The sequence below is a fragment of the Streptomyces sp. ERV7 genome, assembly GCF_001653515.1.
Classification (GTDB): domain Bacteria; phylum Actinomycetota; class Actinomycetes; order Streptomycetales; family Streptomycetaceae; genus Streptomyces.
In genome coordinates, this window is the sequence record NZ_LYOY01000029.1 from 318,902 (window position 1) to 341,340 (window position 22,439).

A 22,439-nucleotide genomic window follows, 5' to 3' on the forward strand; every position below is an offset into this window, starting at 1 on the left:
CGGCTGACACCGCGGCAGCGGCGGTAGCGCCCGGTCCCGAGAGTGGTGCGGTTTTGACTTTTAGTCAATAGCGCGCGGGCTAGCCGGGAGCGGCGCCGTCCGAGGGCGTCCAGCGCGACCTCAGCACCTGCTCCGCCGGCTTCCCGTGCGGCGTGTACGCGAGCCTCGCCGGGGTCTCCCCGCTGTCCGGCCAGTCGTCCCACATCCACCAGCACACCCCGGCCCACCAGTCCCGCCCGGCGAAGGCGTCCAGCAGCGCCCGGTACCCGGCGGCCTGTTCACCGGCGTCCTCGCGCTTGCTGACCGTCCACGAGTACGGCGCCGTGGTCGAGCCGCGCTGGCTCGTGTACCCGGCCTCGGTGAACAGGATCTTGCGGTGCTGCCGTCCGGAGAAGGCCGCCAGCTCGTCCAGGACCGGCCGCCAGGCCCGGCCCAGCGTCGCCGCGTCCGCCGTGGGAGCCGAGCCCAGCGGCCAGTACGCGTCGATGCCGATGACGTCGAGCTCCGGCCAGAAGGGGACCTCGGCGTACTCGTCGTAGTTGGCCGCGTAGGTCAGCGGCTCCCGGTAGCGGGCGCGGACTGCCGCGATCACCCGGCGCCAGGGCTCCAGGTCACCGGAGACGCCCGCGAGTTCGGTGCCGACCACGAACCGCTCGGCCCCCGTGTCCTGCGCGAGCGCCGCGTAGTGCGTGATGAACTTCTCGTACGAGGCGAACCAGGCCGCCCGGTCGGCGGGGCGGATCTCCGCCCGGTCGGTGCCGTCCACCAGGTCCACATGCGGCTTCAGCATGACCTTGAGCCCGGCCCGGTGCGCCATCAGGGTGATCCGCCGCAGGCTCGCGTCGCTCGCGGTCTCCCCGGTCGGGTGCTGCTCGGTGTCCCGGGTGCTCCGCTGGTACCAGGTGGGCGTGAAGACGACCCAGCGCGCGCCGGTGTGCGCGATGTCGCGCAGGTACGCCTCGGCGCGCGGGCTGTCGTAGTCGTCCGCCGACCAGGACGGCAGGGTCATCCCGCGCACCCGCCCGTCGTCCGCCGGGCCCGGCCGCGACCCGGACCCGCTCGGCTCCGGCCCGGACCCGCCCGGCTCCCCCGAACAGCCCGCGAGCGCGAGCGCGGCGGCCGCGGCGAGAGCCGCGACCGCCTTCTTTCCGATACTGCTCACAGCGCCGCGGGGCTGACGAAGGTGTAGCCGAGGGCCTTGATGCCGTCGATCGTGTCCTTCAGCGGCTGGACCGGGTAGTAGGGGTGGTAGAAGAAGCTCGCGAAGCCGTCCCGGACCGCCAGGTTGGCCCTGGCCGAGGCGACGAGGTCCGCGGGCAGCCGCGGCGGGTGGTTGTTCTGTGCCACGGGTTCATAGTTCCCGATGTTCTCGGGAAGCACCTTCGTTCCGTACACATCGTTGACGACGTACGGGAAGAACTGGCCGATGAACCGGTTCGGGTCCGCAGTACCACCGGTGAGCGTCCCGGCGAAGTACAGCGATCGTTCGAGGCGCGCCGCGTAGTTCTGGCTGAAGACGCGGTAGTCGGTGGCGGACCCGGCGTAGTGCGGAGTCGTCCACAGCTGCGGGCGCGCCAGCCCGGCCGCGGTGAACGCGGCGAGGCCCGAGGTCACCCGGGACTGCGCCCAGGCGGTCGAGTCCTCGGCGACCGGCCCGTCGTAGACGACGTTGTCCGCCGCGTCCACATGCGCCCGGTAGAACTCGAAGTCGTCGCCCGTCACCCCGGTGTACGGGTTGTCGACGGTGCTGTACTGGTGCGTGTAGCCGTGCTCCATCAGCACGGCGCCGCGCGCCAGCATGTACTTCAGCGCCGAGACGACCTGCGGCCGCTGCGCCAGCGTCACGGTCTGCGGGGTCCCGTTGTTGTAGACGCCCCTGGGGTCCTTGTAGACCGGGATGACGTTGATGCCGTACGGGATGCGCTGGCTGTAGAGGTAGTCCGCCATGGCCCGCAGATCGGCGGGGTCGGAGTCGGGGCTGATGTCCTCCAGACGGAACATCGCCCGGTGCCGGGCCGCGGTGCCGGGGGCGAGGGTGTCGAACAGCATGTCCTCGTAGGCGATCACACGGTCGCTTTCGGAAACATAGCTGAACGGGATCTCACCGATGTATGTGAGGTTCGCCGACCGCACGGCCCACGGGAAGGTCGTCCCGCTCGCCGAGTCCAGCGCCTCGGCGACCCTGGTGACCACCGGATACCCGGCCCCGGTGAGGATGTTCGGACGCAGCACACCGCCGTCCTGACCGGCCGGGATCTTCCGGGTCAGCACCTGGCCGCCGTAGGTCACCTGGGTGACGTTGCCGACCGAGCCGTTCGCGTCCGTGAAGTAGGACGTCGTCGGGTCCCAGCCGTACTTCTGGGTGAACTGCGGCACCCCCACCGCGTTCCCCATGTTCCAGATGTTGTCGCCGACCCAGGTCACCGGCTTCGTACCGGCCTGTACGTCCTGGTAGAAGGCGGCCGGCACGGCGTCGGGGATGCCGCCGCCGTAGTAGGTGGAGCCCAGGTAGACGGTCGCCGTGTACTGGCCGAGCATGCCCGCGGTGTACTGCTCGACGGGCTTGGCCGTGACGGTGCCGAAGTGGCCGCCGAGGTTCGCCGCCGCCATGGCGTACAGCTCACCGAGGTAGCCGTAGGGGCCCGCGTCGTCGTAGAGCACCAGCGTCGACGTGGCGTCGGGCGCGGCCGCCGCGAGCAGCTTCCGTACGGTGTCGGTCACCGTCCCGAGCACCGAGGGCAGCAGCGGGCGCGGTGCCGCGCGGCGTTTCGCGTCGGCGGCGAGCTGGGTCCTGGCCCAGTCGGCGAGAGCGACCTTGCTCAGGCTCGCGGCCGGGCCGATGCGCTCGGAGCGCGGCGGTTTCCTGTCCGGCGCTGCGGCGTTGGCCACCACGGCCGTGCCCAGCAGGGCGGCGATCAACAGCAGGACGACCGACAGCCGACGGCGGCGCCGGACGGGCCTCTTTCTCACGGATTTCATGATCCGCTTCCCCCCTCTACTCCCCAGAGGAACGGCCGCGCACCGGCACGGGATCACCCCGGACCGGTGAATCTTGGCCGAATTAGGCCCACGATTCTTCTGGCGGACCGCAAAGCCTGTCAATAGGCCACAGGCCCCCGGAACGAGACCGTCCGGCCCTCGAAAACCCGATCCATGAACTTTTAACTTGAGCCCTCGCGACGCTGGCCGGATCTGCTACGTTCGCCATCTCACGCAGAGACCCGTGACCTGGCTGCGTGAACAAATGGGGGGGACCCATGTATGGAAAGCCAGCCTGGGGAACAGTGCTGCCCTTGGCCGGGATGGCGGCAGCACCCGAGGCGATACCGGGCCTACCTTTGGCCAAAGCTCTGCAGGCCACAGCGGGTGCGGGCTTCGCGCTCTACTGCCTCATCGCCTTCGTCCTCATATCGATCAAAATTCGAATGAGGTGGCGGACGGATTCGAAAGTAACCTGTGAAGAACCGCCTCACGAGCACCTGGGGCAGAAATGATCGTCGATCTGCTGCTCTGGTCCAGCATTTCCATCATCCTGATGGCAGGCTGCTACAACACCGGTCTCTTTATTCTCTCCAGGCGCCGTACTCCCCGCCGGAAAGGGCCGCGCAAAGAACGGCTCTATGTCTTTCTCCTCGCCTGTCTCAACGAAGAGCAGGTGCTGGCCGAAAGTCTTGCGCGGATCACGGGGCTGCCGGCCGGGAATTTCCTGGCGCTCGTCATCGACGACGCCTCCGACGACCGCACCTCCGAGATCGCCCGGGCGGCCGGCGACCAAGTCCTGCTGCACCGGCGTGAACTGCCGGACGCCCGGCGCGGCAAGGGCGCCGCGCTCAACGACGGCGTACGGTTCCTGACCGAGTCCGGAGTGCTCGAAGGGCACGATCCGGACGACGTCATCGTCTGTGTGGTCGACGCGGACGGGCGCCTCGACGGCCATGTCGTCCAGTCCGTCGACCCGTTCTTCGACGACCCCCGCACCGGAGCCACCCAGATCTGCGTGCGGATGTACAACCGGCGCAGCAAACTGCTCGCCCGCCTCCAGGACATGGAGTTCGTGGTCTACGGCGATGTCTTCCAGAGCGCGCGCCGCTTCATCGGCAGCGTCGGCATGGGCGGCAACGGCCAGTTCATGCGGCTCTCCGCGCTCCACACCCTGGGGCCCGGCGGACCCTGGAGCGACAGTCTCACCGAGGACCTCGACCTCGGCGTACGGCTGATCGCCAAGGGCTGGGCCACCCAGCACTGCACCACGGCCTCGGTGTCCCAGCAGGCCGTCCTCTCCCTTCGGCGCCTGGTACGGCAGCGATCCCGCTGGTTCCAGGGCCACCTCCAGTCGGCCGGACTCGTCCCGCTCATCCTGCGGGAGGTCCCGACCCGCCCGGCGCTCGACCTGCTCTACCACCTCTCCAGCCCGGTGCTGATCCTGCTCACCTCGCTGCTGCCGCTGTCCTTCCTGGTCGCCCTCGGCGGCACCGCGCTCGCCTCCGTCGAGGCGGGCCGGGCGCTGGTGTCACCGATGTGGCTGCTCGGCCCGTATGTGCTCTCCTTCACCGCCGCGTACGCGTACGGCTTCGTGTACGCCAAGCGGGAGCGGGACCTCGGTCTGGTGCGGTCGGTGCTGGTCGCCCACGTCTTCGTGTTCTACGGCTACATCTGGTTCGCCGCCGGCTGGTGGGGGCTGTGGCGGATGGCGACCGGCAAGACCACCTGGCTGAAGACCGCCCGTACCTGAGGCGGCACCCCGCGGCGGGGCCCGGCCGAGTCCGGCCCCGTACGCGCAGCTCTCGTCCCACTCTCTCTTCTCTCTCATCGCTCGTCCTTGTCATAGGGGGGACCTATGTCCGCGTTCTCATCCGGCGTGCCCGTGCGCGCCATGCTGGTGCTCGGCACCCGGCCCGAGGCGATCAAGCTGGCGCCGCTCGCCCGGGCCCTGGCCGGCGGTACCGAGTTCGAGCCGGTCGTCGTGACCACCGGCCAGCACCGCGAGATGCTCCACCAGATGCTGGGGCTGCTCGGGGTCGACGTCCGCTTCGCCCTGGACGTCATGCGCGACCGGCAGCAGCTCTCCGATCTGACGTCCCGTCTGGTGGAGGGGCTGGGGCAGCTGCTGCGCAGGGAGCGGCCCGACCTCGTCGTCGTCCAGGGCGACACCACGACCGCGCTGACCGGCGCGCTGGCCGCGTTCTACGAGCGCATCCCCGTGGCCCACGTCGAGGCGGGGCTGCGCACCGGGGTCCTGGACAACCCCTTTCCCGAGGAGCTCAACCGCTGCCTCATCGGGCGTATCGCCCGCTGGCACTTCGCCCCCACCGAGCGCGCCGCGCGGCATCTGCGGGCCGAGGGCATCCCCGAGGGCCAGATCTTCACCACCGGCAACACCGTCATCGACAACCTCCACTGGGCACTCGACGAGGGGCTCGGGCAGTCCGCGTTCCGCACCGCCCGGCGGCGGATCCTGGTGACCCTGCACCGCCGCGAGAACCAGGGCGCCCGGATGCGCGCGATGGCCCGGGCGCTCGGCCGGCTCGCCGAGCGGGGCGATGTGGAGATCGTGATCCCGCTGCACAAGAGCCCGGCGGTGCGCGAGGCACTGCTGCCGCTGACCGGCCGGGCCGGCATCACCCTGGTCGAGCCGCTGGACTACCCGGACTTCACGGCCACGCTCGCGGGCTGCGACCTCGTGCTGACCGACTCCGGCGGCATCCAGGAGGAGGCCCCGAGCCTCGGCAAGCCCGCCCTGGTGCTGCGGACCACCACCGAGCGGCCGGAGGCGGTGGAGGCGGGTGCGGCCCGGCTCATCGGCACGGATCCGGAGGCCATCGTGAGCGCGGCGGCGGCGCTCCTCGACGACCCCGCCGCGTACCGGCGGATGGCGACGGCGGGCAATCCGTACGGGGACGGCGGCGCCACCGCGCGGATCGTCACCCAGCTCGCCGAGGACTTCGCGGCCGAAGTCCCGTGCGCCCCCGCGCCCCTTCTCCCTGCGCGCCCCACGGGCGGCGGACCGGGTCCATACTCGACGGCATGACGACAGCCCCGCGTCTGCGGCGCCCGGTCCCGCCGACCGGGCCCGGAGGCCGCAGACGCAGAGCGACCGCCCTGGTCCTGGCCGCCATCCTGCTGGCGGCCGGGGCCTTCGGGCTGAGCAGGTGCGCGGACGGCGGGGGCCCGGCGCCGCGCGAGCCGTGGGCCGACGGCACCGCGCACGGCCGCTGGCAGTCGGTGTTCAACGGCCATGGCGTCAACACCGGGGACGACAACGCCCTGGAGCTGGCTCCACGGCCGGCCACCGACCCCGGCACGACCCACGCCGGCCTGGTGGTGAGCCGGACCGTGTACGGGGAGGTGACCTACGAGGCCAGGATGCGCACGGTCGAGCAGCTGCGCACCCCCGCGCCGAACACCTGGGAGGTGGCCTGGCTGGTGTGGGCGTACACCGACCCGGAGCACTTCTACTACATGACCCTCAAGCCCAACGGCTGGGAGCTGGGCAAGCGCGATCCCGCCTACCCCGGCGGCCAGCGCTTCCTGGCGACCGGCGAGCGGGGCTTCCCGGTCGGCAAGTGGTACACGGTCCGGGTCCAGCAGCAGGGCGGCCATCTGCGGGTGGCCGTGGACACGGCGGGCCTCGCCGACTTCACGGACACCGAACGCCCTTACCTCCAGGGCGCCCTGGGGGCGTACACGGAGGACGCGCGGGTGGAGTTCCGGGAGCTGCGGGCCGAGGGCAGGAAGGGGTGACGCGCCGCGGCGCCCGCCCGGTCGTCCGGTCGGGGACAGTGGGGCAGGCGCCGCGCTGCGGGGGTCCGGGGGTCTCCCCCGATCCTGCGCAGCCCGTACACCGTTGTACGGAACGATTTGGGTGGAGCGGACTCAGACCGTCAGCGACCGGTCCGTCGGACGGATCGGGGCGGGCAGTTCGCTCCTCCCCGTAAGGTACCGGTCCAGACCACGTGCTGCCGAACGGCCCTCCGCGATCGCCCAGACGATCAACGACTGGCCGCGGCCCGCGTCACCGGCCACGTACACTCCGTCGACGTTGGTCGCGAAGTCCGCGTCGCGGGCGACGTTGCCGCGCTCGTCGAGTTCCAGGCCGAACTGCTGGACCAGACCGTTGGACTGGTCGGTGCCGGTGAAGCCCATGGCGAGGGTGACCAGCTGCGCGGGGATCTTCCGCTCGGTGCCCGGCTTCTGGGTCAGCTTGCCGTCGATGAACTCGACCTCGACCAGGTGCAGGAACTGGACGTTCCCGTCCTCGTCGCCCTCGAAGTGGGTGGTGGAGACGGAGTAGACCCGCTCGCCGCCCTCCTCGTGGGCCGAGGTGACCTTGTAGAGCATCGGGAAGGTCGGCCAGGGCTGGTTCCCGGGGCGGTCCTCCGACGGCTGGGGCATGATCTCCAGCTGGGTGACCGAGGCCGCGCCCTGGCGGTGGGCGGTGCCCACGCAGTCCGCGCCGGTGTCGCCGCCGCCGATCACCACGACGTGCTTGCCCTCGGCGGTCAGCGGGGGCGCCACGAAGTCGCCCTCCTGCACCTTGTTCGCCAGCGGCAGGTACTCCATGGCGAAGTGGATGCCGTTGAGCTCCCGGCCGGGGACCGGCAGGTCGCGGGAGACCGTGGCGCCCGCCGCGATGACGACCGCGTCGTAGCGCCTGCGCAGCTTCGCCGCGTCGATGTCACGGCCGATCTCGACCTCGGTGCGGAACTTGGTGCCCTCCGCGCGCATCTGCTCGATGCGGCGGTTGATGTGCACCTTCTCCATCTTGAACTCGGGGATGCCGTAGCGCAGCAGACCGCCGATGCGGTCGGCGCGCTCGTACACCACCACCGTGTGGCCGGCCCGGGTCAGCTGCTGGGCGGCGGCCAGACCGGCCGGGCCCGAGCCGATGACCGCGACGGTCTTGCCGGAGAGGCGCTCCGGCGGCTGCGGGGTGACGTCGCCGCTGTCCCACGCCTTGTCGATGATCGAGACTTCGACGTTCTTGATGGTGACGGCGGGCTGGTTGATGCCGAGGACGCACGCCGACTCACACGGAGCCGGGCACAGCCGCCCGGTGAACTCCGGGAAGTTGTTGGTGGCGTGCAGTCGCTCGGAGGCCGCCGACCAGTCCTCGCGGTAGGCGTAGTCGTTCCACTCCGGGATCAGGTTCCCGAGCGGGCAGCCGTTGTGGCAGAACGGGATGCCGCAGTCCATACAGCGCCCGGCCTGCTTGCTGATGATCGGCAGCAGCGAGCCGGGAACGTAGACCTCGTTCCAGTCCTTGACGCGCTCGGCCACGGGGCGGGTCCGCGCGACCTCGCGACCGGTGGTGAGAAAGCCCTTGGGGTCAGCCATTGGTCGCCGCCTCCATCATCTTCTCGGTGGTCTCCTGCTCGGAGAGACCGGCGAGCTCAGCGGCTTCCTTGGCGGCGAGCACTGCCTTGTACGTGGACGGGATGATCTTGCTGAAGCGCTCCGCCGCGGCGGGCCAGTCGGCGAGCAGCTTCTCGGCGACCGTGGAGCCGGTCTCCTCCTGGTGGCGGCGCACGACGTCGTGCAGCCACTGCTTGTCGGCCTCCGAGGGGGCCTCGACCGCCGCCAGGTTGCCGGCGTTGACGTGGTTCGGGTCCAGGTCGATCACATACGCGATGCCGCCGGACATACCGGCCGCGAAGTTGCGTCCGGTCTCGCCCAGGACCACCGCGTGGCCGCCGGTCATGTACTCGCAGCCGTGGTCGCCCACGCCCTCCGAGACCACCAGGGCGCCGGAGTTGCGGACGCAGAACCGCTCGCCGGTGCGGCCGCGCAGGAACAGCTCGCCGCCGGTCGCGCCGTACGCGATGGTGTTGCCCGCGATGGTCGAGTACTCGGCGAGGTGGTCGGCGCCCCGGTCCGGGCGGACGATGACGCGGCCGCCGGAGAGGCCCTTGCCGACGTAGTCGTTGGCGTCGCCCTCCAGGCGCAGCGTCACACCGCGCGGCAGGAAGGCGCCGAAGGACTGGCCGGCCGAGCCCGTGAAGGTGACGTCGATGGTGTCGTCGGGCAGACCCGCGCCGCCGAACTTCCTGGTCACCTCGTGGCCGAGCATGGTGCCGACGGTCCGGTTGATGTTGCGGATCGCGACCTGGGCGCGCACCGGCCGGGCGTCCTCGGCGGTGGCCGCGCCCAGTGCGTCGGCGGCGAGCTCGATGAGGTCGTTGTCGAGCGCCTTCTCCAGACCGTGGTCCTGGGCGATCACCGCGTGGCGCACCGCGCCCTCGGGCAGCTCGGGCACGTGGAAGAGCGCGTCCAGGTCGAGGCCCTGCGCCTTCCAGTGGCGCACCGCGCGGCTGGTGTCGAGGAGCTCGGCGTGGCCGACGGCCTCCTCGATCGTCCGGAAGCCCAGCTCGGCGAGGATCTCGCGGACCTCCTCGGCGATGAACTGGAAGAAGTTGACGATGTACTCGGCCTTGCCGGAGAACCGGTCGCGCAGCACCGGGTTCTGGGTGGCGATGCCGACCGGGCAGGTGTCCAGGTGGCAGACGCGCATCATGACGCAGCCGGAGACGACGAGCGGCGCGGTCGCGAAACCGAACTCCTCGGCGCCGAGCAGCGCCGCGATGACGACATCGCGGCCGGTCTTGAGCTGGCCGTCGGTCTGCACCACGATCCGGTCGCGCAGACCGTTGAGCAGCAGCGTCTGCTGGGTCTCGGCGAGGCCGAGCTCCCAGGGGCCGCCCGCGTGCTTCAGCGAGGTGAGCGGGGAGGCACCCGTACCACCGTCGTGGCCCGAGATCAGGACCACGTCCGCGTGCGCCTTGGAGACACCGGCGGCGACCGTGCCGACGCCGACCTCGGACACGAGCTTCACATGGATGCGCGCGGCCGGGTTGGCGTTCTTGAGGTCGTGGATCAGCTGGGCCAGATCCTCGATGGAGTAGATGTCGTGGTGCGGCGGCGGGGAGATCAGACCGACACCCGGGGTCGAGTGACGGGTCTTGGCGACCCACGGGTAGACCTTGTGGCCGGGCAGCTGGCCGCCCTCGCCGGGCTTGGCGCCCTGGGCCATCTTGATCTGGATGTCGTCCGCGTTGACCAGGTACTCGCTGGTCACACCGAAGCGGCCGGAGGCGACCTGCTTGATGGAGGAGCGGCGCGCCGGGTCGTACAGGCGCTCCGGGTCCTCACCGCCCTCACCGGTGTTGGACTTGCCGCCGAGCTGGTTCATGGCGATGGCCAGCGTCTCGTGCGCCTCGCGCGAGATGGAGCCGTACGACATGGCGCCGGTGGAGAAGCGCTTGACGATCTCGGAGACCGGCTCGACCTCGTCGATGGAGATCGAGGGGCTGCCCCCGTCCTCGGCGCCCTTGAAGCCGAAGAGCCCGCGGAGCGTCATCAGACGCTCGGACTGCTCGTTCACCCGCTCCGTGTACTTCTTGAAGATGTCGTACCGGCGGCCGCGGGTGGCGTGCTGGAGGCGGAAGACCGTCTCCGGGTCGAACAGGTGCGGCTCGCCCTCGCGGCGCCACTGGTACTCGCCGCCGATCTCCAGCGCGCGGTGGGTGGCCGCGATGCCGGAGGCGGGGTACGCCTTGGCGTGCCGGGCGGCGACCTCCTTGGCGACGACGTCGATCCCGGCGCCGCCGATCTTGGTGGCGGTGCCGCTGAAGTACGTGCCGACGAACTGCTCGTCCAGGCCGACGGCCTCGAAGACCTGGGCGCCCCGGTAGGAGGCGACGGTCGAGATGCCCATCTTGGACATCACCTTGAGGACGCCCTTGCCGAGCGCGTAGATCAGGTTGCGGATGGCCTGCTCGGGCTCCAGGCCCTCGATGAAGGTGCCCGCGCGGACCAGGTCCTCGACGGACTCCATCGCCAGGTACGGGTTGACGGCCGCGGCGCCGTAGCCGATCAGCAGGGCGACGTGGTGCACCTCGCGCACATCGCCGGCCTCGACGAGCAGACCCACCTGGGTGCGCTGCTTCGTACGGATGAGGTGGTGGTGGACGGCGGCGGTGAGCAGCAGCGACGGGATCGGCGCGTGCTCGGCGTCGGAGTGCCGGTCGGAGAGGACGATCAGGCGGGCGCCGCCCTCGATGGCGGCGTCGGCCTCGGCGCGGATGGCCTCGATGCGCTCGGCGAGCGCGTCGCCGCCGCCGGAGACCCGGTAGAGGCCGGAGAGCGTCGCGGCCTTGAAGCCCGGCATGTCGCCGTCGGCGTTGACGTGTATCAGCTTGGCCAGCTCGTCGTTGTCGATCACCGGGAACGGCAGCGTGACGCTGCGGCAGGACGCGGCGGTCGGGTCGAGCAGATTGCCCTGCGGGCCCAGCGAGGAGCGCAGCGAGGTGACGAGCTCCTCGCGGATGGCGTCCAGCGGCGGGTTGGTGACCTGCGCGAACAGCTGGGTGAAGTAGTCGAAGAGCAGCCGGGGGCGCTCGGAGAGGGCCGCGATCGGCGAGTCCGTGCCCATCGAGCCGAGCGGCTCGCCGCCGGTGCGGGCCATCGGCGCGAGGATGACGCGCAGCTCTTCCTCGGTGTAGCCGAAGGTCTGCTGGCGGCGGGTGACCGAGGCGTGCGTGTGCACGATGTGCTCACGCTCGGGCAGGTCCTCCAGCTCGATCTCGCCGGTCTCCAGCCACTCCTTGTACGGCTTCTCGGCGGCCAGCGCCGCCTTGATCTCGTCGTCCTCGATGATGCGGTGCTCGGCGGTGTCGACGAGGAACATCTTGCCGGGCTGGAGGCGGCCCTTGCGGACGACCTTGGCGGGGTCGATGTCGAGGACGCCGACCTCGGAGGAGAGCACGACGAGGCCGTCGTCGGTGACCCAGTAGCGGCCGGGGCGCAGACCGTTGCGGTCGAGGACCGCGCCGACCTGGACGCCGTCGGTGAAGGTGACACAGGCCGGGCCGTCCCAGGGCTCCATCATCGTGGAGTGGTACTGGTAGAAGGCGCGCCGGTCCGGGTCCATCGAGTCGTGGTTCTCCCACGCCTCGGGAACCATCATCAGGACGGAGTGCGGCAGCGAGCGCCCGCCCAGGTGGAGGAGTTCGAGCACCTCGTCGAAGGAGGCGGAGTCGGAGGCGTCCGGCGTGCAGACCGGGAAGATCCGCTCCAGGTCCTTGGCGTCCCGCCCGGCCCCGAACAGCTCGCTGACCAGCTGCGACTCGCGGGCCACCATCCAGTTGCGGTTGCCCTTGACCGTGTTGATCTCGCCGTTGTGCGCGACGAAGCGGTACGGGTGGGCGAGCGGCCAGGAGGGGAAGGTGTTCGTCGAGAAGCGCGAGTGGACCAGCGCGACGGCGGTGGCGAACCGGCGGTCGGAGAGGTCCGGGAAGAACGGCTCCAGCTGCCCGGTGGTGAGCATGCCCTTGTAGACGATCGTCCGGGCGGAGAGCGAGGGGAAGTACACCCCGGCCTCGCGCTCGGCGCGCTTGCGCAGGACGAAGGCCTTGCGGTCGAGCGCGATGCCGGTGCTGGTCCCGTCGGCGACGAAGAGCTGCCGGAAGGCGGGCATGGTGGTGCGGGCGCCGTTGCCGAGCAGCTCGGGCGTGACCGGCACCTCGCGCCAGCCGAGGACGGTCAGGCCCTCCTCGGCGGCGATGGCCTCGATCTTCGCCACGGCCGCGGCGCTGTCCTCGACGGGCAGGAAGGCGATGCCGACGGCGTACGCACCGGCCTCGGGCAGCTCGAAGGAGGTGACCTCGCGCAGGAACGCGTCCGGCACCTGGAGCAGGACGCCGGCGCCGTCACCGGAGTCCGGCTCGGATCCGGTGGCACCCCGGTGTTCGAGATTGCGCAGTACGGTCAGCGCCTGCTCGACCAGCTCATGGCTGGCCTCACCGGTCAGGGTGGCCACGAACCCGACACCGCAGGCGTCGTGTTCGTTACGGGGGTCGTACATCCCCTGCGGAGCAGGTCGACCGTCCATGGGCGACCAGGCGTCGGAACGCATCGGCTCTCCCGTCGTCGTCGTGGCATGTTCAGTGCCGAGGGACGACGTTGGCCCTCTGCGAAATTTCGTGCAGGTTACATGATGGGTCGGATCTCGGGAACCGGATAGACCATTCCAGCATGCGGACACTCGGGCACGGTCACCGCGCCTTCCGGGGCAGGCTTCATTGCCTGCGTCGACGGAGTGTGTACGGCCTATGCCCGGTGTTCAAAGATGCGAAACCGCCGAGTAACGACTAGTTATGTGGGGTCCTGCATACTCCCGCATCCTACGGGTGGCGGGACGTTCCCGCGCAGGACGTAGGTCACATGGTGACCCGGGACTCGTCCGCCCGCACGGCGAAGGCCCGCCCGGACGGGTGTACGTCCTGGCGGGCCTTGCGGATCGAGAGGGGCCGAGGGGGCCTGTCGGGGCCGGGGCCCCGGTCAGCCGACGGCGGTGCCGAAGAGCGAGCCGAGGCCGAAGGTGAGGGCCGCGGCCGCCCCGCCCAGGGCCAGCTGGCGCACTCCGCTGAACCACCACGAGCGCGCGGTGACCTTGGCGACCACGGCGCCGCAGGCGAAGAGACCGACCAGCGCGAGCAGCACGGCGGGCCACAGGGCACTGGCGCCGAGCAGATACGGCAGTACGGGCAGGATCGCGCCCAGCGCGAACGAGCCGAAGGACGAGACGGCGGCGACGGCGGGCGACGGCAGGTCGTCCGGGTCTATGCCGAGCTCCTCGCGGGCGTGGATCTCCAGCGCCTGCTCGGGGTCACGGGAGAGCTGCATGGCGACCTCGCGGGCGAGCGCGGGCTCGACGCCGCGCGACACGTACAGCTCGGCCAGCTCCTCCATCTCGTCCACCGGGTGCTTGCGCAACTGCTGGCGCTCGACGTCCAGTTCGGCCTCGACGAGCTCGCGCTGCGAGGCGACCGAGGTGTACTCGCCGGCGGCCATGGAGAAGGCGCCGGCGGCCAGTCCGGCGAGGCCGGTGACGATGATGGTGTGCTGCGAGACGGCGCCGCCCGCGACACCGGTCATCAGCGCCAGGTTGGAGACCAGCCCGTCCATGGCCCCGAAGACGGCCGGCCGCAACCAGCCGCCGTTGACGTCCCGGTGGGTGTGGTTGTCCCGGTGCGCCTCGTGCAGCGTGGCCCGGGTGTCGATGACGGACACAGCTCTCCCCTTGCGTTTCAGCGGCGGACCTCGCGCCCGCTCCCCCTCGTCGCTCTCTTCGGTGTCGAAATTACGCTCGATGTAAGCCCCGCGCTAGCAAGGCAGGCCGTACTTACCCAGGTCAGGGGGCTGCTCTGCTCATTCGTGGCCGCTCGTGCACACATGTGGCGGGTGGGTGACAAATGGACTCCCGGCTCGTTCGGCGTGGCAGAGATCAAGCGAAGGATCAGGCGACGCGAAAGGCCCTCCCATGGAGTTGATCGCCAGCGGCCCGGGAACAGCCGAGGCCATCCGCGAGCGAGCCAGGGGCGCGCTGCTGGGACTCGCGGTGGGGGACGCGCTCGGCGCCCCCGCCGAGAACCTCAAACCCTCGGAGATCCGGCGCCGCTGGGGCCGGATCGAGGGGTTCGTCTCCGACGACCCGGCGGGTACGGACGACACCGAGTACGCCATCTTCTCGGGCCTGCTGCTCGCCCGGCACGGCTCCGCGCTCACCGTCACCCATGTCGAACACGCCTGGCACCACTGGATCGCGGACCGCGACGAGGGCCCGTTCCGGGGCGCGGGCTTCAGCGAGCGGGGCACCCTGGAGAACCTGCGCCGGGGGCTCGCCGCCCCCATCTCGGCCCAGCACCGCCACGCCTGGAGCGACGGTCTGGCCATGCGCGCGGCCCCCTTCGGCGTCTTCGCCGCGGGCGCGCCGAAGGAGGCGGCGCGACTGGTGGCGATCGACGGCTGCGTCAGCCACGAGGGCGAGGGGATCTTCGGCGGCCAGGCGGTGGCGGCGGGCGTCGCGGCGGCGATGGCGGGCGCGGGCCTCACGTCCGTGATCGCCGCGGCCCTCTCGGTGATCCCGATGGACTCCTGGACCGCGCGCTCCCTGCGCCGTGCGGTGGCCGTCGCCGACCAGGGCGAACGCGCGGTCCGCTCGGCGGTGGTGATCGGCGGCTACCCCTGGACGGACCTGGCCCCCGAAGCGGTCGCCCTGGCCTTCGGCGCCTTCGCCACGGCCCGGGGCGACTTCACGGCATCGGTCCTGACGGCCGTGAACATGGGCCGCGACGCGGACACCACGGCGGCGGTGGCGGGCGCCCTGGCCGGAGCGTACGGCGGCGCCGCGTCGATCCCCGCGGCCTGGGCCGCCACCATCGGCCCGGTCCGCGGAAGCTGCCTCCCCGAGATGCGCGGCTACCACGTCCTGGACATCGCGGACCTGCTGACACCGGACCCGGACGAGGAGAGCGCGTGATGGAGATGTACCGGGACGAGGAGGGCTCGGGCGGGGCGGGGGCGCAGCCCGGCCAGGCTTCCACGGCACGGGCTACGCCCCCGGACCCCTGTGCGGGGCCTCACCCCCTGTGCTGGGCCTGCGGCCCCCGCACCCCGCTTTCGCGTAAACCTGCGGGCCGGTGGGGGCTGGTCGCGCAGTTCCCCGCGCCCCTGAAGGGGCCGTCGTTTATCTGCGGACCGCGGGTGGTTGCTCGCGCAGTTCCCCGCGCCCCTGAAGGGGCCGTCGTTTATCTGCGGACCGCGGGTGGTTGCTCGCGCAGTTCCCCGCGCCCCTGAAGGGGCCGTCGTTTATCTGCGGACCGCGGGTGGTTGCTCGCGCAGTTCCCCGCGCCCCTGGGTGGTTCGTTGACCGCGGGCCGGTGGGGGCTGGTCGCGCAGTTCCCCGCGCCCCTGAAGGGGCCGTCGTTTATCTGCGGACCGCGGGTGGTTGCTCGCGCAGTTCCCCGCGCCCCTTTTCGGCCCGGGGTTCGTCTGCGGGTCGGTGGGTGGTTGCTCGCGCAGTTCCCCGCGCCCCTAAAAGCCTGTGGCTGAGCTGGGTTCCCCGACTGCCGCCGACCCCCTAGGGGCGCGGGGAACTGCGCGAGCAACCACCCACCGACCCGCAGACGAACCCCGGGCCGAAAAGGGGCGCGGGGAACTGCGCGACCAGGCACCCACGGTCCGCAGGCGAACTCCGGGCCGAAAGGGGCGCCCGCAGCCCCGCTCGCCCGCAGGCGAAGACCGGGTCCAGGCGTCAGCTCTTGCTCGGTGTGCCGTTCTCGGACGGCACCGGGTTCTCGGGGGCGGCGGCAGCCTCGTCCGTGGGCGCGTCCTCGGAGGGTGCGTCCTCGGAGGGTGCGTCCCCGGGCTCCGGCTCCGCGGACGCCGGGCCCGGCTCGACCACTTCCTCCCGCCCCGGCCGCACCCGCGAAGAGATCACGATGTACGTCACGGCGAGCACGAAGACCGTGATCGCGGTCCAGTCGTTGAGGCGCAGGCCCAGCACATGGTGGGCCTCGTCGACCCGCATGTACTCGATCCAGCCGCGCCCCACGCAGTACGCCGCGACGTACAGCGCGAACGCCCGCCCGTGGCCCAGCTTGAAGCGGCGGTCCGCCCAGATGACGAGGACGCCGACGCCGAGGCACCACAGCGACTCGTACAGGAAGGTCGGGTGGTAGGTGCCCGCGACCCGGTTCGTGCCCTCGTCGATCTTCAGCGCCCACGGCACATCGGTGGGCTTGCCGTACAGCTCCTGGTTGAACCAGTTGCCCCAGCGGCCCACGGCCTGGGCGAAGGCGATGCCGGGGGCCAGCGCGTCGGCCCAGGCCGGCAGCGGGATGCCCCGACGGCGGCAGCCGATCCACGCGCCCACCGCGCCGAACGCGATCGCGCCCCAGATGCCGAGCCCGCCCTGCCAGATCTTGAAGGCGTCGACCCAGTCCTCACCGTCGCTGAAATACAGCTGGTAGTCGGTGATGACGTGGTAGAGCCGCCCGCCGACGAGGCCGAAGGGCACCGCCCAGACGGCGATGTCGGCCACGGTGCCGGCTCTGCCGCCCCGGGCGACCCAGCGCTTGTTGCCGTACCAGACGGCGACGAAGACACCGATGATGATGCAGAAGGCATAGCCGCGCAGCGGGATGGGTCCGAGATGGATCACGCCGGTCGACGGGCTGGGAATGAAGGCGAGGTTCATGGCAGGGTCGACGCTACCCTGCCGGGCGGGTGGTGAGACCACCCACCCGGCAACTTATGAGTAACGAGCGGTACGCCAGAGGCCTAGGGCTCCACGGGAGCAGCCGGACCGGTCCCCGCGCCCGCATGGGCCGCCGGGACCCCGGGATGCACCGGGACCGCCGCCGGGGCCTTCTTCGGGGCCGCCCCCGGCACGTGCGAGGGCCCGTGCGCCGGCTTCGGCCCGGGGGCCCCGGACGCGGCGGACGCGCCCGCCGGCGGGCTCGCGGCCCCGGTCGCCACCGACGGCGTGGCCGAGCCCGGCTGTTTGCCCTTGTTGGCCTCGGTGACCCACTTCTTCAGGTTCGCCGGGCTGATCTGCTCGCTGCCCTTCTGCGGGAAGACCGACTCCCCGTTCAGCTGGACCGTCGGCGTGCCGCTGAAGCCGCCGTTCTGGAAGGCGTCGTTGGACTTGGCCACCCAGCTGTTGTGCTTGCCCTCCTCCACACAGGAGCGGAATCCTGCCGTGTCGAGGCCGGGGACCTTCTGGGCCAGCTCGATCAGCTTGCTGTTCTTCGCGAACGCGTCGTCGGTCTCCTGGGGCTGGTTGGTGTAGAGCACGTCGTGGTACGCCGAGAACTTCCCGGCGTCCTGTGCGCAGCCCGCCGCGTTCGCCGCGCGCAGCGAGCCGCTGCCGCCGAGGTTGCGGTCGATCAGGGTGGCGAGGTGGTACTGGACGCGGATCTGGCCGCTGCCCTCCAGCTCGTGCACCGTGGACCGGAAGCTGTTCTCGAACGCGGCGCACGCCGGGCAGCGGAAGTCCTCCCAGACCGTGAGCGTGGACGGCGCGTCGGCGGCACCCACCGGGATGGCCAGCTTGTCCTTGCCCTCCGCTCCGGCGGGCGCGAGCAGCGGGCCCGCCGGGGTCTTCTTTCCGTCGCTCTTGGTGTTGGCCGCGATCACGCCGATCACCGCCGCCAGCCCGAGGACGCACACCACTGCCGCGCCGACGATCATCGTGCGTCTGCGGCGGTCCTGGGACCGCTGCCGCTCGCGCTCCTGGGCCAGCCGCTCGCGGGCCGTTCTCTTGCCTTCTTGGTTCTTCTCGCTCACACCCGCAGCAACGAACCGGGGAGGCACCCACGTGCCTCCCCGGTCCCAGATCCACCCGTACGAGCTAACGCGTTCCGGGTCCGCCCGAACCGGGCGGGGTTACGGAGCGTTGCGGCGTACGGACTGCACCCTTATGGCGTACGGCGTACGCCCTGCGCGAGTTCACCCGCGAGGGCGCGCACGGCGGCGAGCCCGCTCGCGTGGTCCGGCGCATCCAGCATCCGCTGGACGAACGCCGAGCCGACGATCACGCCGTCGGAGAAGGCGGCGACCTCCTTGGCCTGCTCGGCGTTGGACACGCCGAGGCCGACGCAAACCGGCAGGCTGGTCGTGGCCCGGGTGCGCCGCACCAGGTCCTCGGCCTGCGCGCCGACCGACGCGCGCGTGCCGGTGACACCCATCAGGGACGCCGCGTACACGAAGCCGGAGCCGGCGGCCGTGATCTGCGCGAGCCGCTCGTCCTTGCTGCTCGGCGCGACCACGAAGACCGTGCCGAGGCCGTGCTTGTCGGCGTGCTCGCGCCACAGCGCGGACTCCTGGACCGGCAGGTCGGGCAGGATGCACCCGGCGCCGCCCGCCTCGGCCAGCTCGGCGGTGAAGCGCTCCACGCCGTACCGGTCGATGGGGTTCCAGTACGTCATCACCAGCACCGGCTTGCCGGTGGCGGCGTGGGCCTCGCGGACCGTGCGCAGCACGTCGGCGATCTTCACCCCGCCCTTGAGGGCGATGTCGTCGGCGGTCTGGATGACCGGCCCGTCCAGGACCGGGTCGCTGTGCGGCAGCCCGACCTCGACCACGTCCGCGCCGCCGTCGAAGACGGCCTTGATCGCCTCGATGCCGCCGTCGACGGTCGGGAACCCGGCCGGAAGGTAGGCGATGAGCGCGGCCCGGTCCTCGGCCTTCGCCTTGGCGAGGGTCTCGCTCAGCAGAGTCACGTTCCCGCTCACTTCGCGTCCCCCTCGGCCCCGTTGTCGTACAGCCCGAAGTAGCGGGCCGCCGTGTCCATGTCCTTGTCGCCGCGCCCGGACAGGTTGACCAGGAGCAGCCCGTCCTTGCCGAGCTCACGGCCGACTTCGAGGGCGCCCGCGAGGGCGTGCGCGGACTCGATCGCCGGGATGATGCCCTCGGTGCGCGAGAGCAGCCGCAGGGCCTGCATCGCCGCGTCGTCGGTCACCGCGCGGTACTCGCCGCGGCCGATGTCCTTGAGGTAGGAGTGCTCGGGCCCGATGCCCGGGTAGTCCAGACCGGCCGAGATCGAGTACGGCTCGGTGATCTGGCCCTCGTCGTCCTGGAGCACGTAGCTGCGGGAGCCGTGCAGGATGCCCGGCTCGCCCGCGGTGAGGGTCGCCGCGTGCTCGCCGCTCTCGATGCCGTGCCCGGCGGGCTCGCAGCCGATCAGGCGGACGTCCGCGTCCGGGATGAAGGCGTGGAAGAGCCCGATGGCGTTGGAGCCGCCGCCGACGCAGGCCACGGCCGCGTCCGGGAGGCGTCCGGCGCGCTCCAGGATCTGGCGGCGGGCCTCGACGCCGATGACCCGGTGGAAGTCGCGGACCATGGCCGGGAACGGGTGCGGGCCCGCGACCGTGCCGAAGAGGTAGTGCGTGCGGTCCACGTTGGCGACCCAGTCGCGGAACGCCTCGTTGATGGCGTCCTTCAGGGTGCGGCTGCCGGACTTCACGGGGACGACCTCGGCGCCGAGCATCCGCATCCGGGCGACGTTCAGCGCCTGGCGCTGGGTGTCGACCTCGCCCATGTAGATGGTGCACTCCAGGCCGAACAGGGCGCAGGCGGTCGCGGTGGCGACGCCGTGCTGACCGGCTCCGGTCTCGGCGATGACGCGCGTCTTGCCCATGCGCCTGGTGAGCAGGGCCTGGCCGAGCACGTTGTTGATCTTGTGCGAGCCGGTGTGGTTCAGGTCCTCGCGCTTGAGGAAGACCCGGGCACCGCCCGCGTGCTCGGCGAACCGGGGCACCTCGGTCAGGGCGCTGGGGCGGCCGGTGTAGTTGACCATCAGGTCGTTGAGCTCGGCGGCGAAGGCGGGGTCCGCCTTCGCCTTCTCGTACTCGACGGCGACCTCGTCCACGGCGGCGACCAGCGCCTCGGGGATGAACTTGCCGCCGAACGCGCCGAAGTAGCCCTCTTGTGTGGGGACTTGACCCTCCGGGTCCGGGATGAAGAACTCGTGCTCTTGGGACATGGGGATACCTCCCCGGGGCGTCATGGCCCCGGTCCTGGGTTACGTGTGGTCACGGGTTCGCCCAGGCGCCGCAGAACATGATCCGGGTGCGCGACAGCAGGCCGTGGTGGGCTGGTCGCGCGGTTCCCCGCGCCCCTGTGGGGCGCTCAAGCTCGGGCGGCGCTCAAGGCAAGCCGCGCCATCGCATCCCGTTGACCTGGCCCGGCTCCGAGCCGATCACATAGCGCACGCGTCGCCCGTGCACCCGGCGTGCGGGTGCGCGGCAGCCGCGGGGGCGGCAGCCGGGGGCGAGGCGTGCGGAGATCGGCATGGCGGGGTCAGTTCCGTCCGTGCCGCAGGGCCGGGTGGGCGCCGGCGGCCACCAGGTCGGCGACGGCCGCCCGGGGGTCCTTGCCGGTGACCAGGGACTCGCCGACCAGGACGGCGTCCGCGCCGGCGTTGGCGTACGCGATCAGGTCGTGCGGGCCGCGCACACCCGACTCGGCGATCTTGACGATGTGCGAGGGGATCTCCGGGGCGACGCGCTCGAAGACGGTGCGGTCCACCTTGAGGGTCTTCAGGTCGCGCGCGTTGACGCCGATGATCTTGGCGCCCGCGTCGACCGCCCGCTCGACCTCGTCCTCGTCGTGCACCTCGACCAGCGGGGTGAGCCCGATGGACTCGGCCCGCTCGATGAGGGAGACCAGGGCGGGCTGCTCCAGGGCGGCCACGATCAGGAGCGCCAGGTCGGCCCCGTACGCCCGGGCCTCCCACAGCTGGTACGCGGTGACGATGAAGTCCTTGCGCAGCACCGGGATGTCGACCTTGGCCCGAACGGCCTCCAGGTCGGCGAGCGAGCCGCCGAAGCGGCGCTCCTCGGTGAGCACGGAGATGACGGCGGCGCCGCCCGCCTCGTAGTCGGCGGCGAGGCCCGCGGGGTCCGCGATGGCCGCCAGCGCGCCCTTGGACGGGCTGGAGCGCTTGACCTCGCAGATGACCTTGACGCCCTCGCCGCGCAGAGCCGCGACGCCGTCCCGAGCCTGGGGCGCCTTGGCGGCGCGCTCCTTGAGCTCGTCGAGGCCGACCCGCGCCTGCCGCTCCGCCAGATCGGCGCGGACGCCCTCGATGATCTCGTCGAGCACACTCACGTGAGCGGCCCCCTTCCAGGACGGTGACGTTGACGATCGGCCAGGATCAGCCATGACGATGGTATCCGCACCGGAGCGAAGGGCCCGCATCCGGTTGACGTCCGTCCCACTCCCCGGACAGCCGGGACGTGGGGAGATATACGGAATGTCACGGCGCCAGCACAGACCCGAACGGTAGATTCCGGACAACCGAGAAGATCAGCAGGACCGCACCGACACCCCACCAGTGGGCGTCCTTGAGGTCGATACGGAACGGCAGCCCGCGCGCGGCGCGCACGGCCCAGAGCACCCAGAGGACCGCGAAGAGCGCATAACCGGCCACCGCGAGCGCGTTGGCGCCGAGCGCCGCGCCGAAGTCGCCGGTGACGACGTCATGGGCGCTGCGCAGACCGCCGCAGCCGGGGCAGTAGATCCCGGTGAGCCGCAGCAGCGGGCAGACGGGGTAGTGGCCGGGCTCGTTCGGGTCGACCGCGCCCACGTACGCGAAGGCGGCGGCGACCCCGGCGAGGGTGCCCAGCGGCACGAGCAGCCGGCGCGCGGCGGCAGGGGCCGTGGGGGCGGGGGTCGGGGTGGCGTCCACGCGGTGATTGTCCCCGTTCACGCGAAGAGGCGCAGCCCCAGGGGGCCGCGCCTCTTGCGTGTACAGCGTGCCGGGTGGCTCAGCGGGCCTCGGCGAGGCGGGCGCGGGCCTTGGCGCCGGCGTCCTCGCGGGCCGCGGTCATCTCGGCGGTCTCCTTGGGAGTGCCCATGCCGGCCATCTTCATGACCCCGCCGACCACCGCGCCGAGCAGGGTGAGGGCCGTGCCGGCCCAGAAACCGATCGGGTTGGCGGCGACGATGAAGACCGAGGCCGCACAGAAGCCGATGAAGGAGATGATGACACCGGTCCAGGCGGCCGGGGTGTGTCCGTGGCCGCCGCTGCTGCCCGCCATGAGTTGCTCCTCGTTGGTGAATCTCTGGGTCGCGGAGTCGGCCGCCACATCCGGGGA

The 22,439-nt window shown here is 71.4% G+C and carries 17 protein-coding genes; 4 read left to right on the forward strand and 13 right to left on the reverse strand.

Annotation, left to right across the window (positions count from 1 at the left end; all coding sequences use genetic code 11):
* Positions 1-79: 79 nt before the first annotated feature.
* Together A8W25_RS07760 and A8W25_RS07765 are read right to left on the reverse strand one after the other, a co-directional pair.
* Positions 80-1,162, reverse strand: coding sequence for a glycoside hydrolase family 113 (locus A8W25_RS07760; protein ID WP_199831697.1), 1,083 nt, complete (start codon positions 1,160-1,162; stop codon positions 80-82).
* Positions 1,159-2,970, reverse strand: a complete 1,812-nt coding sequence (locus tag A8W25_RS07765) for a DUF2334 domain-containing protein (protein WP_234386321.1) — start codon at positions 2,968-2,970, stop codon at positions 1,159-1,161. Before A8W25_RS07765 ends, A8W25_RS07760 begins: the two co-directional genes overlap by 4 nt.
* A gap of 520 nt (positions 2,971-3,490) precedes the next feature.
* Between A8W25_RS07765 and A8W25_RS07770 the strand changes: the two genes are divergently transcribed.
* The 3 genes from A8W25_RS07770 to A8W25_RS07780 all read left to right on the forward strand — a co-directional run bounded on the left by A8W25_RS07770 (position 3,491) and on the right by A8W25_RS07780 (position 6,741).
* Positions 3,491-4,732 (forward strand): glycosyltransferase family 2 protein, encoded by a 1,242-nt coding sequence (locus tag A8W25_RS07770; RefSeq protein WP_067157996.1) that lies wholly within the window; start codon positions 3,491-3,493, stop codon positions 4,730-4,732.
* 105 nt (positions 4,733-4,837) lie between these two features.
* On the forward strand, positions 4,838-6,028 hold the full coding sequence (gene wecB, locus A8W25_RS07775; RefSeq protein ID WP_067157999.1) for a non-hydrolyzing UDP-N-acetylglucosamine 2-epimerase: 1,191 nt from the start codon (positions 4,838-4,840) through the stop codon (positions 6,026-6,028).
* Positions 6,025-6,741, forward strand: a complete 717-nt coding sequence (locus A8W25_RS07780; RefSeq protein ID WP_234386324.1) for a family 16 glycoside hydrolase — start codon at positions 6,025-6,027, stop codon at positions 6,739-6,741. Before wecB ends, A8W25_RS07780 begins: the two co-directional genes overlap by 4 nt.
* Positions 6,742-6,873: 132 nt before the next feature.
* Here the strand turns inward: A8W25_RS07780 and A8W25_RS07785 are convergent, their stop codons facing one another.
* From A8W25_RS07785 to A8W25_RS07795, 3 genes are all read right to left on the reverse strand, one after another.
* Complete coding sequence (locus tag A8W25_RS07785) at positions 6,874-8,334, reverse strand: glutamate synthase subunit beta (protein WP_067158002.1); 1,461 nt, start codon at positions 8,332-8,334, stop codon at positions 6,874-6,876.
* A complete protein-coding gene (gene gltB / locus A8W25_RS07790) occupies positions 8,327-12,910 on the reverse strand; it encodes a glutamate synthase large subunit (protein WP_067158005.1) in 4,584 nt (1,527 codons plus the stop codon). The genes A8W25_RS07785 and gltB overlap by 8 nt, the downstream gene beginning before the upstream one ends.
* A 425-nt stretch (positions 12,911-13,335) precedes the next feature.
* Positions 13,336-14,067 carry a VIT1/CCC1 transporter family protein gene (locus tag A8W25_RS07795; protein ID WP_067158008.1) on the reverse strand — a complete coding sequence of 244 codons (732 nt, stop codon included), beginning with the start codon at positions 14,065-14,067 and terminating at the stop codon, positions 13,336-13,338.
* A gap of 250 nt (positions 14,068-14,317) precedes the next feature.
* Here A8W25_RS07795 and A8W25_RS07800 point away from each other — a divergent pair, with 250 nt between their 5' ends.
* The gene (locus A8W25_RS07800) at positions 14,318-15,316 is read left to right on the forward strand and encodes an ADP-ribosylglycohydrolase family protein (RefSeq protein WP_067158011.1); all 999 of its coding nucleotides are present in this window, start codon (positions 14,318-14,320) and stop codon (positions 15,314-15,316) included.
* A gap of 774 nt (positions 15,317-16,090) precedes the next feature.
* Here the strand turns inward: A8W25_RS07800 and lgt are convergent.
* From lgt to A8W25_RS07835, 8 genes are all read right to left on the reverse strand, one after another.
* On the reverse strand, positions 16,091-17,035 hold the full coding sequence (lgt, locus tag A8W25_RS07805; protein WP_067158014.1) for a prolipoprotein diacylglyceryl transferase: 945 nt from the start codon (positions 17,033-17,035) through the stop codon (positions 16,091-16,093).
* Between the two features lie 83 nt (positions 17,036-17,118).
* Positions 17,119-18,126: a DsbA family protein gene (locus A8W25_RS07810; protein ID WP_079125884.1), complete on the reverse strand. Its 1,008-nt coding sequence runs from the start codon at positions 18,124-18,126 to the stop codon at positions 17,119-17,121.
* Positions 18,127-18,257: 131 nt separating this feature from the next.
* Entirely contained in the window at positions 18,258-19,073 is an 816-nt protein-coding gene (trpA, locus tag A8W25_RS07815) for a tryptophan synthase subunit alpha (RefSeq protein ID WP_067158017.1), read from the reverse strand.
* Positions 19,070-20,323, reverse strand: a complete 1,254-nt coding sequence (gene trpB, locus A8W25_RS07820) for a tryptophan synthase subunit beta (protein ID WP_067158020.1) — start codon at positions 20,321-20,323, stop codon at positions 19,070-19,072. The genes trpA and trpB overlap by 4 nt, the downstream gene beginning before the upstream one ends.
* A 163-nt stretch (positions 20,324-20,486) precedes the next feature.
* A complete protein-coding gene (gene trpM, locus A8W25_RS35680; RefSeq protein ID WP_420708421.1) occupies positions 20,487-20,633 on the reverse strand; it encodes a tryptophan biosynthesis modulator TrpM in 147 nt (48 codons plus the stop codon).
* Positions 20,634-20,640: 7 nt separating this feature from the next.
* Positions 20,641-21,450, reverse strand: a complete 810-nt coding sequence (gene trpC, locus A8W25_RS07825; protein ID WP_079125885.1) for an indole-3-glycerol phosphate synthase TrpC — start codon at positions 21,448-21,450, stop codon at positions 20,641-20,643.
* A gap of 148 nt (positions 21,451-21,598) precedes the next feature.
* Complete coding sequence (locus A8W25_RS07830; protein WP_067160801.1) at positions 21,599-22,030, reverse strand: DUF2752 domain-containing protein; 432 nt, start codon at positions 22,028-22,030, stop codon at positions 21,599-21,601.
* Between the two features lie 79 nt (positions 22,031-22,109).
* Complete coding sequence (locus A8W25_RS07835) at positions 22,110-22,382, reverse strand: HGxxPAAW family protein (RefSeq protein ID WP_067160798.1); 273 nt, start codon at positions 22,380-22,382, stop codon at positions 22,110-22,112.
* Positions 22,383-22,439 lie beyond the last annotated feature (57 nt).

What these genes read in the sequence shown, in the direction of transcription:
- A8W25_RS07770 (WP_067157996.1), top strand. Translation starts at nt 3,491, where the DNA reads ATGATCGTCGATCTGCTGCTCTGGTCCAGCATTTCCATCATCCTGATG.
- wecB (WP_067157999.1), top strand. Translation starts at nt 4,838, where the DNA reads ATGTCCGCGTTCTCATCCGGCGTGCCCGTGCGCGCCATGCTGGTGCTC.
- A8W25_RS07780 (WP_234386324.1), top strand. Translation starts at nt 6,025, where the DNA reads ATGACGACAGCCCCGCGTCTGCGGCGCCCGGTCCCGCCGACCGGGCCC.
- A8W25_RS07785 (WP_067158002.1), bottom strand. Translation starts at nt 8,334, where the DNA reads ATGGCTGACCCCAAGGGCTTTCTCACCACCGGTCGCGAGGTCGCGCGG.
- gltB (WP_067158005.1), bottom strand. Translation starts at nt 12,910, where the DNA reads ATGCGTTCCGACGCCTGGTCGCCCATGGACGGTCGACCTGCTCCGCAG.
- A8W25_RS07800 (WP_067158011.1), top strand. Translation starts at nt 14,318, where the DNA reads ATGGAGTTGATCGCCAGCGGCCCGGGAACAGCCGAGGCCATCCGCGAG.
- lgt (WP_067158014.1), bottom strand. Translation starts at nt 17,035, where the DNA reads ATGAACCTCGCCTTCATTCCCAGCCCGTCGACCGGCGTGATCCATCTC.
- trpB (WP_067158020.1), bottom strand. Translation starts at nt 20,323, where the DNA reads ATGTCCCAAGAGCACGAGTTCTTCATCCCGGACCCGGAGGGTCAAGTC.
- trpM (WP_420708421.1), bottom strand. Translation starts at nt 20,633, where the DNA reads ATGCCGATCTCCGCACGCCTCGCCCCCGGCTGCCGCCCCCGCGGCTGC.
- A8W25_RS07835 (WP_067160798.1), bottom strand. Translation starts at nt 22,382, where the DNA reads ATGGCGGGCAGCAGCGGCGGCCACGGACACACCCCGGCCGCCTGGACC.